The 14,759-nt window shown below is 32.1% G+C and carries 17 protein-coding genes; 1 reads left to right on the top strand and 16 read right to left on the bottom strand.

Annotated elements, in window-relative coordinates; genetic code table 11:
• Window positions 1-102: 102 nt before the first annotated feature.
• From NE558_RS08075 to NE558_RS08015, 13 genes are all read right to left on the bottom strand, one after another.
• A complete protein-coding gene (locus NE558_RS08075; protein ID WP_256149508.1) occupies window positions 103-459 on the bottom strand; it encodes a GHKL domain-containing protein in 357 nt (118 codons plus the stop codon).
• On the bottom strand, window positions 434-1,435 hold the full coding sequence (locus NE558_RS08070) for a hypothetical protein (protein ID WP_256149507.1): 1,002 nt from the start codon (window positions 1,433-1,435) through the stop codon (window positions 434-436). Before NE558_RS08070 ends, NE558_RS08075 begins: the two co-directional genes overlap by 26 nt.
• A complete protein-coding gene (locus tag NE558_RS08065) occupies window positions 1,436-2,161 on the bottom strand; it encodes a LytR/AlgR family response regulator transcription factor (protein ID WP_256149506.1) in 726 nt (241 codons plus the stop codon).
• Window positions 2,162-2,834: 673 nt separating this feature from the next.
• Window positions 2,835-2,999, bottom strand: a complete 165-nt coding sequence (locus NE558_RS08060) for a hypothetical protein (protein WP_256149505.1) — start codon at window positions 2,997-2,999, stop codon at window positions 2,835-2,837.
• Between the two features lie 153 nt (window positions 3,000-3,152).
• Window positions 3,153-3,392: a hypothetical protein gene (locus NE558_RS08055; RefSeq protein WP_256149504.1), complete on the bottom strand. Its 240-nt coding sequence runs from the start codon at window positions 3,390-3,392 to the stop codon at window positions 3,153-3,155.
• A gap of 212 nt (window positions 3,393-3,604) precedes the next feature.
• Window positions 3,605-4,111 carry a hypothetical protein gene (locus tag NE558_RS08050; RefSeq protein ID WP_256149503.1) on the bottom strand — a complete coding sequence of 169 codons (507 nt, stop codon included), beginning with the start codon at window positions 4,109-4,111 and terminating at the stop codon, window positions 3,605-3,607.
• A 135-nt stretch (window positions 4,112-4,246) separates the two neighbouring features.
• Window positions 4,247-4,648, bottom strand: a complete 402-nt coding sequence (locus NE558_RS08045; protein WP_256149502.1) for a hypothetical protein — start codon at window positions 4,646-4,648, stop codon at window positions 4,247-4,249.
• 137 nt (window positions 4,649-4,785) lie between these two features.
• Window positions 4,786-5,097 carry a hypothetical protein gene (locus NE558_RS08040; RefSeq protein ID WP_256149501.1) on the bottom strand — a complete coding sequence of 104 codons (312 nt, stop codon included), beginning with the start codon at window positions 5,095-5,097 and terminating at the stop codon, window positions 4,786-4,788.
• Window positions 5,098-5,108: 11 nt separating this feature from the next.
• Window positions 5,109-5,495 carry an AAA family ATPase gene (locus NE558_RS08035; RefSeq protein WP_256149500.1) on the bottom strand — a complete coding sequence of 129 codons (387 nt, stop codon included), beginning with the start codon at window positions 5,493-5,495 and terminating at the stop codon, window positions 5,109-5,111.
• A gap of 26 nt (window positions 5,496-5,521) precedes the next feature.
• On the bottom strand, window positions 5,522-6,004 hold the full coding sequence (locus NE558_RS08030; protein WP_256149499.1) for a hypothetical protein: 483 nt from the start codon (window positions 6,002-6,004) through the stop codon (window positions 5,522-5,524).
• A gap of 330 nt (window positions 6,005-6,334) precedes the next feature.
• The gene (locus NE558_RS08025; RefSeq protein ID WP_256149498.1) at window positions 6,335-6,694 is read right to left on the bottom strand and encodes an ATP-binding cassette domain-containing protein; all 360 of its coding nucleotides are present in this window, start codon (window positions 6,692-6,694) and stop codon (window positions 6,335-6,337) included.
• Window positions 6,695-6,961: 267 nt separating this feature from the next.
• The gene (locus tag NE558_RS08020) at window positions 6,962-7,252 is read right to left on the bottom strand and encodes a hypothetical protein (protein WP_256149497.1); all 291 of its coding nucleotides are present in this window, start codon (window positions 7,250-7,252) and stop codon (window positions 6,962-6,964) included.
• Window positions 7,253-7,437: 185 nt separating this feature from the next.
• Window positions 7,438-8,076, bottom strand: a complete 639-nt coding sequence (locus NE558_RS08015; protein ID WP_256149496.1) for a hypothetical protein — start codon at window positions 8,074-8,076, stop codon at window positions 7,438-7,440.
• Between the two features lie 361 nt (window positions 8,077-8,437).
• Between NE558_RS08015 and NE558_RS08010 the strand changes: the two genes are divergently transcribed.
• Window positions 8,438-8,689 carry an IS110 family transposase gene (locus tag NE558_RS08010; RefSeq protein ID WP_256149495.1) on the top strand — a complete coding sequence of 84 codons (252 nt, stop codon included), beginning with the start codon at window positions 8,438-8,440 and terminating at the stop codon, window positions 8,687-8,689.
• A 558-nt stretch (window positions 8,690-9,247) separates the two neighbouring features.
• On the opposite strand, the gene NE558_RS08005 is transcribed toward NE558_RS08010, so the two are convergent.
• From NE558_RS08005 to NE558_RS07995, 3 genes are read right to left on the bottom strand one after another with little or no spacing between them, the layout of a single operon-like run.
• Complete coding sequence (locus NE558_RS08005; RefSeq protein ID WP_256149494.1) at window positions 9,248-9,436, bottom strand: hypothetical protein; 189 nt, start codon at window positions 9,434-9,436, stop codon at window positions 9,248-9,250.
• A 51-nt stretch (window positions 9,437-9,487) separates the two neighbouring features.
• On the bottom strand, window positions 9,488-11,602 hold the full coding sequence (locus NE558_RS14585; RefSeq protein ID WP_256149493.1) for an ATP-binding protein: 2,115 nt from the start codon (window positions 11,600-11,602) through the stop codon (window positions 9,488-9,490).
• Window positions 11,595-14,750 (bottom strand): type I restriction endonuclease subunit R, EcoR124 family, encoded by a 3,156-nt coding sequence (locus tag NE558_RS07995; protein ID WP_256149492.1) that lies wholly within the window; start codon window positions 14,748-14,750, stop codon window positions 11,595-11,597. The genes NE558_RS14585 and NE558_RS07995 overlap by 8 nt, the downstream gene beginning before the upstream one ends.
• Between the last annotated feature and the right edge of the window lie 9 nt (window positions 14,751-14,759).

The following is a 14,759-nucleotide window of genomic DNA, read 5'->3' as shown; positions in this document are numbered from 1 at the left end:
CACAAAGTGAGGATAAAACTGGCAAAAACAAGGACGAAATTTGCAAAGAAACTATTTAAATTGAAAATAACCCTCTAAAAAGAGAGCTATTTTGTAAATTAGCTATTCATTTTTTATTTCACCATATAACAAAATTTCCAAACTGAAATTATTATTTATTGTTGTAATTTTAAAATATCCATCTTTTTCTTGTACTAATTTTCTAATGCTTTGTAACCCTATTCCATGCATCGTTCGATTTTGTTTTGTTGTTAAAGGAAGTCCATTTTTAAAATTTAAAGATCCCGTAAATGGATTTTCAATTTTTATTAAAAGATTTTTGTTATCCTCCAAAATAAGAATACTTAATTTTTTTTCTATAGACTCTCTTTTGCATAAACATTCTAAAGCATTATCAATGGCATTTCCTAAAATAATATATAGGCTACTTTCATTAAGCATTTTCTCTAATGCTAACATTTACTTCTATATCAATATTTTTTTTAACTGCAGATAACAATTTATAATTTAGTATTCTATTTAGTTTTTGATTTTTTGTGTATATTTTAATATTATCCAATAAGACTTTACCAATTAACAAATCAACTTTATTTTCTACTTCACTTAATGAATCCTCAGTTTTCTCTTGTAATTTTGCTTTTAAGTAAACTAGATTATGTTTTAAATCGTGCTTTATTTCTCTAATTTTTTCAAAAGTTAAATTGAAGTGCTTTTCCAGTTCAATGTAATATTCTGATTGATTTTTTAGAAGTTCATTTTCATATTTTAATTTTTCGATTTTTCTTAATCTATCAAATAAAAAATAAAAAAGTAAATTAATAAATACAACGCATAAAAGAGCTGCAACTACAAGCCATTGAACCTTGCTAACAACATGTTTTGACAATTCCTTCAACGTATGCATTATAAAAATACTGCAAACAGGAATTATAGCAACCTGTAAAGAATCAAAAAAGTAAAATTTATCAGAAATTTCTTTTTTCCTTTGATATAGCTGCATTGTCTTTACAACCAATAACATAGCAAGACCTGCTATTAATGAACCTATTATTTTAGATATATCATCAACAGCGATTTGATTTAAGGGAGTTTTCAAATGGATACTATAGATAACACCTACAATTAATTCTAATAGTACAGCACCCGTAGTATAAGAACATACTATTACTAACTTATTCCTAAAGCTACCTGAATATAGCAACATTATCACAAATGCCAATAAAACTTGCGTTAGAATATTTGTTATGGGAGATACTTGCCAAAAATATGTAATAGTGCCAATAACAAAATATAATATATAAGCTACTGCTTTAATACTGCTTTTTCTGTTTACTGTTTTTCGTTTTAAAAATAAGCTAATCGTATTATTTAATGTATATAACGATAACAGATTTATGGCCATATACAAAACAATTTGAAATTCAACCGATAACATCTACTCTCTACACCTTTTTTCAATATATTTTAAATACCTTTCTTGCGTATTGACTTTGTAACTTTTGCCAATATTATAAGTTTTATTTGTTTTTCTAACAACAAGCTTATCCTCTGATTTTAGAGAAATATACATTAAATTAAAAATATATGAACGATGTGGCATAATAAACTGATCCACTCGTTCTAATTTTAACCATATGGCTGACAATGTATCATAAAAAGTGTCTTTGTAACTATCAGTATAAACAGTAATTTCATTACGACTACTTTCAAAGTATATAATTTCTTTTATCGGAATATATTTTAATGTTCTTCCTTTTTTATAGCTAAATATGGTTTCACTGTCTTTTTCTAAAATATTATATGCCTTTCGTAAGGCTTTTTCTAATTTTTCAGTTTCAAGAGGTTTATCAATAAACGCTATGGTTCTAAAATCAAACAACTCTTTTACTCTATCATCATAACTTGAAATAAAAATAATTAAATTATCTTTACCCATTGAACGTATTCTGGTCGCTGTTTCTATTCCATCTATGCCATCCATTAAAATGTCAAGTAAAATAACATCATACTGATTTTGGGCTATATCATTACATAATTTTTCTCCGTTAGAAAATGGTACAATTTCAAAATCTTCTTTCCATTTTTCTTCTATAGAACTTAGAGCTCTCATTACTTTGTCCCTATCTATTTTCATATCATCACAATATGCTATTTTCAACATAACAATCATCCTTTTACTGTAACATTCTAATTTTAAAAGAATTTCTTATAGTTTTTCGGAATAAAAATATCCCTACTAAGGTACATATAAAACCAGCAAGCGCATAATACCTGATGTTAGTATGATTTAGTGGACAAAAAAAGTTTTACACAGTAAAATCTTTTGAGAGAATGTGTTCACATGTCTCATAAAAAGGTGACAGATACGCCGTGGAATTCAAACAACAAAACGTCAATCTTTATCTTGCTGGTACACCGCTTTCAAAAGCTGGCAAGTGAATATGGCTTAATAGAGCAGACTATTTACAAATAGATTAAACTTTATTCTCCAATCGTCGAGGACAATAAAGGAGTCGCAGTTTCTATGAAGGAGTATAAAGATCTTAAGAAAAAGATGCTGTGTACTCATCAAGCTGGTTCCGCTGTGTAAACATAATAGGAAATTTGAATTTACTATGGATTATATAACGCCCTTTATACAAAGTGTCTTGCACGATAGCTACTTTACCCGTATCGTGTCTCCGCCAAATATTTTAAATATGTCCTCTAGCATAATCTACCTTGTAAGAACTCCAACACACTTTTTCTGTTGTTTATAACAAATTTATGCTCAAATCCATCCTTTGTAAATACAGATATTCCATTGGGAACAATACCAATTGTATTTCGTTTTTCTAAACTAACAATATCTGCATATTCAATATGAGTTTCTCCTCGCTGAATATTAAATGCGTGGATTTAATTGTTAGTCCTGTTTCCCCAAAGGCTACTTTCCCACCAACAGCTTCTGCTCCCCTAAAATAATTTGCTGAAATTATTTTTCCAATATAATCGTTCATATAAGTTTTTCCTTTCATATTATTATAAGTCACATTTTTACCATCCCAGTCAATATAAATTGCCAACAAAATAAAGATATTTCTATTTATAGGGACTATTTATAAAAATACTGGGAAACTGATTATTCTAATAATTTGGCTCATAATATATACTTACGTCAGTTCTTTTCCACAATGTGGACAATGCTCAGGAACTGGCCCCCTAACACATGTAAGAGATTTGCCGCAATGGGGACATCGGTAAAAAAAGGAGAATTGAATCGCTTCAACAATCACAATAATAGCTCCAATAACAATTATCCAATTTTTAGCAGTAATCATTCCTACAAATAAAATGAATAAACAAATGCCCACTCCAAGCAACAGCATAGTTCTGCTCTTATGATAGTTCATAACGCATCTCCTCCATATATTTAAAATTTATCTTATACGTTATAAACATAATGGGAAACTCTATATTAAGAACAAATGTGTTAAAAGCTTTACCACAATATCTTTCAAACAATGATTTTACGGTCAATTAAGTTTGACCAAATATTTTTCAGATTCTCTATTAATAGTGATGAAGCATCCTTTTCGATTATACCCAATTGCCCAGCAATGTCTCATCTGAACTTAGAAAATGCTTCCTGATTAATCTTTTGTTCTTCTGTAAAAAATCCAAAGATCACTTCCCTTAATGTAGTTTCATTTTTAAAATAATCTTTGTTTCTTATGTACAGCTCCATAATATATGGCTCTGGATAAGCAATTCTTTTTTTAGCAAGTTCAATCCCTTGATTTTTATGATAGTTGTATAAGAGCTGTATTTTAAACATTTCTAGATATTTTTGTGTTTTTTCGTTTACATCCAGAATTTTAGTTTTTACTTCACCAGATTCATCTATTTTAAATTCAAAATAAGAATTGATATTTTCTTCATATGGATTAATCACAGATTCCTTATCACCTTTCAATGATTGATTGCATTGTTGACACGATGGAACTATATTATATAATGACATAGAGAAATATGGATAATTTTTTTGGGGTAAAATGTGGTCTAAATCAGCTCTCATCATCCACTTGAAGTTAAAACAGGTGTGATATACTGTCTGTTGCAATAAAGACATACACGCAAACCACTTTCAAACACAAATGAATATGCATTCCACACACTATTTGCAGTAGGTGATATGTAATTAAAGTTATATATAGTAATCCCAATGTCATTTAATTCTTTAAGTTTTTTTTGAACTGCTCTACATTTAACTTTGTTTTGGGTATTTGTTCAATCTTTTTTTTATCATCAGGAAAGCATCACAAAGCATCTCAACTATTTTAGTTTGCACTATATCGCAATATTGCGTTTTACCTGATTTTTCACACGCTATTTTTCCTAATAGATCAAAAAAAGTCACTGTAATAAATTTGTCATAGCCAAACCAAGATGAAATATAGTCTTTAAGCTCTATTGTATTATGCGCATCTTTTCTAACAATTTTTTCATATAATAATTTAATTATAATTGGAAATTTTGTCTGAATCTTTATATTTAGTTTTTTCAACTCATCTGATCTACCTATTGAAAAACTATTATTTTTCATTTCTTCTTCAACAATAAAATCAATAAATTCCCCATATATATTTTTTTGTTGTTTGGCAATCATTTTTTATTCTTGATTTATTAACTTCATACGGAATAACATCAATCTCTTTTGAAGCTTTTTATTGAGATAAGACACGTTTTTGAAAGTACGCTTTGTGCTTTTCCTCTATTTCTTTTGATAAGATAATCTTAAACAAATCACACCCCCTCCAGTTCGCCTATAATAGCTTTGATAAACTCTCTTTTTTCGTCAACACTTAAATCTTTATAAGTTGTCAATGCATTACCAACTTTTTGACTTATTTGCTCTTTATCTATATATTTTTTATAGTCCCTAAGTTTATGAGAAAGCATTTCATAAACAACTGGCTCTCCAATTTTGTTAACAAGATATTCAATAAACTTCAGTTTATCTTCTTGTATAAGCAATTTCTCATCAAGTGCATTATTGAGTAATTCCAAGCAATGATTGATTTTTGAATATGAAAAATCGCCTAATGTTTCACACAAATTTTTAATATCTAAAAAAAACGAATTAGCAAATAACGTATGAATATTTTGTGCAAAAGTTTTTTCTTCACTATTTTTACATCTAAAGCCGCACCCATGATTTCATTAGTATATTTAGTTAATCTTATCACAGATGAATGGTCAATATCAGAAATTAAAATAAGCGAATGAGTGGTAAAAATTATTTGAACTTTGTACGACTTAAATATTTGAACTAAGAAATCCACAAGAGATTTTATATAACGTTGTTGCCATCTGGGATGAAATGTTAAATCAGCCTCATCAATTAAAATAATCAAACTATCAACTTGTATTCTTCCAGCAGGAAAATTGTTATATATAGTATATTGATTAATATTATGATCTTTTTGAAGGATAGAAAAAAATCGTGCATACAAACTAAAGAGATTAAACTCCCCAGAGCTTAAGGGCCAGTAAAAATCAATGTATCTATAATCAAATTGATCGTTACATGTAGCTTAACAAACTCCATAAAAGCTTGTTGCCTAAATTCAGTGTCTAAAGCAATAATTACTTTTTCCCCGCTATTAACCTCAACTTCTAAGTCATCATGTGGTTGATTAAGCCATTTCATAAAATTAATGTAAGGGAGAAGTATCGATGATTCTTCTCTGAAATTTGTCTTTTTAATGCTAATATTCCATCTAATTAAATATTGAAATAAATTCTCAATGCTCTCCAATTCCCCAGCAAATGATCTGCTTTCAGATAATGTTTGCAGTCTATCATAATGATGTTCTTTATCATAAGTCACAAATTTGTATATGCATACGTCGTTAATTGCGTTCAATAAAACACTTTTAGCGATTTTCAGAATGAAATCCTGTTTGGTATGCATTGTACCAGTAGGTTGTAAAGTATTTAATATACTCTCCATATTTCCCAACAACTTGTTTCCATCATGAGTGTTGTCTTTTAAATCTGCAATTTCTTGTTTGATTTTATAATACAACTCTGATACATTGATAATATACAATGTTAAATTTATTTTAGACGGAACTTCAAACGGTAAAACACTCCCAGAAAATTGAGAATCATAAAAACATTTAAAATTTAGCTGTCGCAGAATTTCACAATTATAATAATTACCTATGACGTTATTTCTCTCTAATTCTACAGTTTTAGATTTTCTGGGATATATGTTAGAAGCAGAACTATTGCTTTTATCAAGGGGAAATATATCCCATTTCAGCGCTAGACATATAATCGCTCATCATCAATCCACCAAAAGACAAATCTTCGATTTTACCATATTTTTTTGGAAGTAGTCAGAATAATCCAAAAAGTTATTGGTGTAAATCAACTGACTCTTTTTAAATTCTTCACCTTTAAAATTTCCTTCTTTATCATATATGCAATAAACAATTTGCTCTTTCTCCTCTTTTTCCTCGTTCACCTTGATTTTGTTAAGTTCGTTTATTGTTGAATAGTATTTTATAGTCTTGTTTTCCAATATGGCAAAAACAATGTCATCATCAGTACATTTAATATTTCCATACGGCAATGTATTTAGCAAAATTCGCAATAATGTACTTTTTCCACAGCCATTATCACCTACAATCGCTGTTATGTTCATTATATTATCACCATAAAAATCATTAATGTAATTTAATCTTTTAACATTGTAACACTCCCTAACACCATCATAATGTATTCTAAATTTATTGCTAAAATTAAATTCTTAATTTTTAAGTAAGTAATGTTTAATAACTCAAATGTAAATAAGCTCCATAATATTCACTCTTTCAATTTTATAAAAACTTTTAACAACTTACCATTATGGTACAAATGTGTAAACATCCAACTCCTTATTACCTCGTAATACTGTATAAAAAAACAATTTTTATGACTTACAGTCCGGCGAGGAAAAAATTCTGAATGTGTCTATACCTGGAAATCTAATTAAAAACTTATCATAATATATATCAATAGATTCAATAGGACCGTTAATTTCTTGAATTCCAAATATTAGACCTTTGTAATTTGTTGAATTTATAGAGTTAAAACAATCTAATAAATGACTATAGACAATAATCAAATTTGTAAACTTATTTTTTTCTAAATCAGGAAAATAAGTATCCTGTTCTAATAATTTTTTAATAACTTCTTTATGTTGAATGGTCCAGATTTTCACATAAATCTCCTCCTAGTTTTATTTACTACAAAATTATTCAAAACAAACTTTTCATTATGGTACTACTGTGTCCCATTAGGTCAGCAGTATTTCTATTTAATAATTCCATTAATTCTACTTTAGAAGCACGATGTCCAATAAAGCCAGAGAGTCCTGCGTAACGCATTTTTTCGCCCTTTACATACTTAATTAACATGTTGTAAAATTAGATGAAATTTTTTAATCAATAGTTCACTCTCCGTTTCAGTATAGGCCTTCATAGAGATTATTTCCCAATAACTGTTATAGAGCTTTTTTAATGCTTCAAACAGCGTTTGCGGATTACATAGGTAGTACGGACCATTCTTTTCAATTATTTTGTCATACTCAAAGGTAATAGCCGTTTGTTTCTTTGTATGACCTTGATGGATAATGCCACAACGAATTCCTTTATAAAAAATCTTTGCCTTATCTTCTGTTATTTCATTGTCCAGTTGTGGAAGAACGATTTTATACGCTACAGACACTTCACCACCATCACTAGACTGATCATAACCATAAATCATCTCATAATAAAATTCTATTAAAATACAATTGATACCCATCACAATAAATCCATACCACTCGCGATGTTCATGTGAACAAGTCGCATTTAGGAATGTTTTTATAGGACTAATATAATGATCATTTACTCGTTTTTTCATTACACTGCAAATCTTCTGAAACTTTATTCTGGCCTGATTGGAATCCCCTGAATCTCTTGCATTTATGAAATCATTATACAGCGCTCTAGCTACCTCGATCTCACACTCTTTACAAAAATACATTTTATCATTTGTAAACATAAACTCCTCCATATTTAATTGTACTCTCAGCTATTTTTCTTCATTATTCACATATCACAGCCAATCTAAGAATAGGTAAATTCTTGCTATTTATAAACCGTAGTTTAAGCTTCCCATTATGGTACATATAGAGAGTAAGCATTCTTCTTGAGTGCTTGCTCTCGTTCTTTTACAATGGGAGAATAAATGGTCCGACGGTTCGCATTATGGATTTCGCATCCGGTAGCAATAGAGTCGGCCACCTCCCGTTGTAAAACATTCGATTAAGCTGGTTGAAACTTTGCTTTCGTGTCACTCACCATATTGATTCACAACGAGGTAGATGGAATGCCATTGCAAAATACTATGAGGAGGAATGCACATGATCAGTGTCGGCATAGATGCCGCAAAAGGAAAAAGCACCGTCTGTATAATGAAATCTTATGGGGAAGTAATTGTTCCGCCAAGAGACATAGCACATACTGCATCAGAGCTGCAGTCATTCGTTTTCCTGTTAAAATCATTTGGAGAAAACGTAAAATCCGTAATGGAATCTACGGGAACTTCACGAACTTTGTATTATTTCCAAACAAAATATCTCTCATGTCACTCTCACCCTTTACCGCCTCAATAACCCAGCAATTGGGATAATTCGTATACTTCAAAAACCCGCTAACTTTATTTACTCCCCTTTACTGTTCTCAAAACTTCTCTGAATCCAACCAGTATAATCCAAAATACACCTATAATTATACATCTTTTTTCAAAATATTTCCACAAATATAAAAAAACGTCAAGATTAGTCTATTTCAGACTAATCCTAGCGTTCTTCAAACTTTACCTTATCATTTTGTGTAAAAAACAATTCTATCTTCTCAACCTACCTAAAGCTAATTTGTCCTCTCAACCCTAAGGATTGACCCGTTTCCAACAGTCGAATTTTCAAGGAATCCTCAGGATTCATACCACAAAAAAATCCTTATTGAAAACCTCGGAAAGCCTATATTCCAAGCCATCCAAGCTTCTTACTTGTCCGTCCTTGTAATCAATGCTATCGTTTCAACGGGGATTGAGAGGACAGGATGTACGTCATATCCTCTCGTCCGTTTGTGAAAACATATCAATTATTTCTGACCAAACATATCCACCTTGCCAAAAAAAGTGAAGTCCACCTAAAATATGCAAATACACTTTATAAAACAACAACCTCTATCTCTTGATATACATTAGAGTACACATTTAGGAGATCATTCATTTTATCAACCAATCCCGAATCCATATTGCATCTTTCAACCATATGGTTTATAAATTCTTTTTCGCTATCATCAAAAACCGAGTCCGAGACAATAATTCCAAGAATTTCCGGGTCATTGATCCTCAAGCATTGAGAACTCATTGGCACGTTTACCTATATGAAGATCGGAAAGATGGATTAGTTACATTTAGCACCTTCAAAATCCTCAGTAGTATCAAAAGGCCTTGCATTTTCCGCATAATCTTTTTCCTCAATAAAAGGAACCTCAAAAATCATTGGCACAGAAGACTTGAAGGCTTTACCAACAGCAATGGCAGTTCTGAATTTCAAATTAGGCAAAGCATCTAAAAATTCCTTACCTAAGTAATTACCCAAAAAGTCATTTGTTGTTTTATCTAACTCTTGAAAAACAACAACTGTGTTACATTGAGTTAAAACAGTTTTAGATACATTCGCTGTTCTTTGAGCAATAGCTATGAAGCCGATATTGTACTTTCTTCCCTGCAGTGCTATTTGCGCTATGCTATTAACGGTAGCTTGACTACCTTTATCTGAAGAACCTGCAAAATTCCATTCTGGAATTAAAGTGTGAGCTTCCTCTAATACTACACATATCTTTTTCCCATAGTTTTTTCTGTTTTTTGCAATAAAGAATAAGGTTGTAAAGAACCATCTTACATACTCCAAATTATCAGCGTTATTTGAGATATCGGATAATTCAAAAACTGATATATTAGAATCACTTTCCAAAAAGCTTTTTATTGCTGTCCCAAAAGTGTTTCTAATAGCTTTTTCCAGATTTTTTATTTTTTCACAATCCTGTTTATTTGCAAATTGGGCTTTTTCAACAGCTAAAGCTTCTAACGCATTAAATGCTATTTTCTCATTTTCGTCGTTAATAATAACTGTAATATCTTTGTATTTCATTCGATACTCGCCAGTCAGATCAATTACAATAACTTTTGTTCCTGATTTTGAAATCTCGTTAGTTAAATTTCTTGTAAAAACAGATTTTCCAGAACCGGTAATACCCAAAACAGCTGTGTGATGTGTCACCGCTGTCTCAAGATTTAATATGGCAGGATAGTTAGTACCAGGTATAACCCCAACCTCGAGTTCATTTTCGCCTGTTACTGGCTTAGTAATAGTTTCAGCAATAAAAACCGGGGTATTAATCTCAGGAACCCAACCGAATTTTTCAAAGCAGGAACGTGTACTATTCCATTCACCTAGTTGGATAGCTTCGGCAACTATTAAACCCGTTTCGTTTTTACTTTCTAGTTGCTCTACTCGGATTACACCTTGGACTATTTGGTAAAGAATTTTATGCGAACTCACTTTCACTTCAATTAACGTACCACTAAAAATTTCAATTTTTGAGTTATATACAAATTGAATTTTTTCAATAACTGTATTTTCACAAACAATTCCTACAAATTTTTTTATGAAATCATTTTCTGTAGCCTCGTTTAACTTGTATACGATATCGGCTTCATATTTCTCACGAGAATTGCAACAAACGATATCAATTTCATTAGTACAAAGTACTTTTACCCATTGCTCTTGATTTAATAAATAGACGTCAACAATAATGCCTTTTCTTTGCTTATTGTCAATTATATATTGAAATTCAACTAAGTCAAATCGATTTAAAACTTCTTTCCTGTCAGGTAGCAGTTTCACAAGAAATGTATTTTTGGATTGAACACCGAAAATCTTGCCAATAGCACTGTCAGAATCAATAAAGGATTTTTTATCAAATAAACTTTCTATTGTTATAGCAACTTGTGGGATGTTTAACAGCATAAATATTGCCCAAAACCATAGCAAAGAATTGAATTGATATGAATTTAATGTATATTGTTTAACGGCTCCCCATAAAAAGAATGCAGAAAAGATTACCTCAGGTTTTCCAATTTGCCTATTTAATCTAGAAAAAAATTGTACAGTTTTTCCTTCAATATGTAGTGGATTGTTTCTTTTCCACATCAAAATATAACTGCTAATTATTAAATATGCCGTATAGTATAAGAATACCCAAAACAACACATCGTGTTGCTCAGAACCCAATAGCAGTAATGATAAAGCTGCTGTAATACCATTAACAAAAATGTTTGCATCTTTAGAAAAGTGTGGTTGATCTATTAAAGAGAGTAATACAAGAAGCAATAAACCCGATGCAAACCAAAATTGATTTAAAATAAAAGAAAAATTCTTTTCCGCATAAAATCCAACCCCAGTTAACAAAACGGTCGAAATAATCATTAATATTAGTCTATATCTTTTACTCATATTCCTCTACCTCATACCCACCACCTATAATAAACCTACGTAACAGCGCATCTACTTTTATGTTCACCTTAAATGCAGGTATTGTGGTATTCTCCACTTTCTCAAAATAAGCTTTTGCTCTCGCTTTATCTACTGTATTTTTGAGTTCGTCAAAGCGTCCAAATTCGTTTATGTTGGTCTCGGTTACTTTTAAATCCATAAAAGTTCTGAGCAACGTTTGATCTATCCCTAAGATTGCTGCCAATCCATGTATCTGGTCATTTTTTGCTTTATATTGATACTCTGTAATGTAATCACGCAGTGTTTTCTCAGGTTCAACTGCAACATTACCACTTTGAATATCATGGAGAAAAATATTAGCATATTTCTGTTCCTCTTGGGTTAAGGCGGCAAATGATTTATGCAAATCATTTAATGCTCCATCAATCAATTCTTTAGAACTGCCCTCTCCGTGAATCAATTTTAAATACTTTTCAAAACGAGAGTTCATATAACTTGCATCAATTACTCCTGTGTCTATTTCTGTTAAATAGCCAACTAAGTCATATGGGGCATCATCAACAGAAGAACCACCGTCACCATCGTTACCACTAAAAAGTTCTTTATAACGAAGTGCTAATGCTAAATATGTGGTCTCATCAAATGCCACAGTTACAATTGTGTTTGGGGCTTCTTGCCCATAAGAAAACTCATATTCTAATTTTTTGAAACTGAACCCTTGAATAGTAGCAGCTTCCAAATGATCATTAAGTTCTTTGAAAAGTGAAGCGAACTTACCACATTCAGAGGAATCCACCGGTAGTTTTTCAAAGCCTGAAATACCAGCGTTCTTAAATAGCTCTGCTATTTCCTCGAATACTGCATTCATCTTATTCAAATTTTGCTCTAACTTAGGAACGAACAAGCCGATAGGTTTATCACCAGAATACAGTTTTACAGCAGCCTCGATATTTTGCTCCATAGTATGAGGTTTACGGTAATAACGAATTGTACCAAATGGCTTATCAGGACCGAAAAGGCGATTTGTTCTTGAAAATGCTTGAATGATGCTTTCATACTGCATTTTCTTATCCATATAGAGAGTGTTGATCCACTTGGAGTCAAACCCTGTTAACATCTGGTCGACCACAATTAACAATTCAATTTGCTTTTCTGGAGTACGCTCGACCACTTTATATTGCACTTTATGGGCAAGACGTGCAGCTACGTCTTTTTTAAAGATACCAAAAGACGCCATTGTGAACTCTTGTCCATAACGTTTGTTGTAGTCTTCCAAAATCTCCACAAGACCATCTTCTTTTACAGCATGACCGCCGTCATTGTCGATGTTTGGATCAAACAAGCAAGTTACCTTTAAATCAGGTTTTGCTTCTTTTATTAAGCGGTAATATGTAATCGCTTCTGGAATACTGCTTGTTGCAAAAATTGCATGAAACTTATTATTGTGGCTTAAAGTCACCCAGTTAGCACAAATATCTTCCACAACTTTGTTTTGATGCTCTAAAGTTCTGTATTGCGAAGAGGGAATATAGTCCTCAATACCTTTTACATACGTGCCATTTTCACCTTGATATCCAGCCATTTTCACTTTTGTTGCATCCATAAACTTGTAGTAGATTTTGCTTTTATCAGGGTCTGAAATAGCATCCTCCTCGCTGAGTGCCTTTGCTTTTTCCAGTGCAACGGCACGCCTTATATCCTTATCTTTAAAGGTTAAAACCTTGTAGGTGTCAAATCCCAATACGTTTTTATCACGGATGCCATCGGCAATACTATATCTATGCAATTCATCACCAAACACGTCGGTGGTTGTGTTCAGCTTTTTCTGGTTTTCATCATGTATAGGGGTGCCTGTAAACCCAAAGAAAAGTGCTCCTGGGAATGTTTCTTTTATAACTTTTAGCATATCACCAAAAGTAGAACGATGACACTCGTCCACAATAAAAACAATACGTTTTGCATTCATGATTGCAAGGTCGCTTTCATTTAACCCTGCCTCTTCTGTGATATTACTCATCTTTTGAATAGAGGTAACAATCAATGTGTTTGCGGGGTCATTACTTTTTAGTTTAGTCACAAGCATAGCAGTATTTTCTGTCGCTTGCACTGATTCGTTTTCATCGGCAAACCCACGGTATTCTTTTAATGATTGCGTACCAAGTTCAATTCTATCCATAAGAAACAGAACCTTATCCGCATCTTTAGAGTTTGCAATCAGCTGTGCGGATTTAAAGCTAGTCATCGTTTTACCGGAGCCTGTGGTATGCCAAATATAGCCCCCACGCTGTAAATTATCTTTCCATACAGTTTTAGAAACCTTGTCGGAAATAGCGTTGGCGGCATAATATTGATAACTACGCATAACTTTTAGCACCCCGTCGGAATCATCAGCAACAGTATAAAACCCAATCAGCTGATGTGCCATAGGGATAGACAGCAGAAAAGAGGCAATGTCTTTCCAGTTGTTGAGTGGCTCGTTATTAAAATCTGCCCAGTTGAAATAGTAGTCAATATTAAATTTCCCATCGGGGCCTGGGTTTGCAAAATACTTTGTTTCCTCTGGTGTCATACAAGCAAACACTTGCACAAGGGAAAATAAGCCGCTAAAAATACCTTCATAAGCGTACTTTTCCACTTGATTATAAGCTTGACTGACAGGAATGCCGCTGCGTTTTAGCTCAATATGAATGACTGGCATACCATTGATTAGTAGCATCAAATCCCCACGGCGGTCATTTAGAATTTTTGACTTGCTTGTGAATTTGGGCTGCTGTACAATCTGATAACGGCTTTGCCCTGCGGCAATTTCAAGGCGGTCGTATATTTTAAGGCTGACTTCCTTGCCAAAATGCAAGGTATCTTCTGGATTATCACGAACAACGGAAACAGTTTTGCCGTTGATAAATCCATTTAGCTTGAGAGGTGTTCTAAGGGCAACAATCTGCTCGATAATTTGCCCCATTTCGCCTTCGGTTAAAGGGCAATCATTCAGACGATCGATGCCCCTGTTGTTATGAAAAAGGATGTTTGCCCAGTTTTGTATCAGGTCTTTTTCGGTGGGGTTTTTGAGAACCTCACTTTCCCAACCTTTTTCAGACAGCACCTTGATAAGAGCTTCTTCAAACTCTCTTTCGGTTTTAAATGCCATAATGATTGC

The sequence above is a fragment of the Anaerotignum propionicum genome (assembly GCF_024461735.1).
Taxonomy (GTDB): Bacteria; Bacillota; Clostridia; order Lachnospirales; family Anaerotignaceae; genus Chakrabartyella.
The sequence above is the reverse complement of the archived record's forward strand: the minus strand, read 5'-3'. Positions and strand labels throughout refer to the sequence as shown.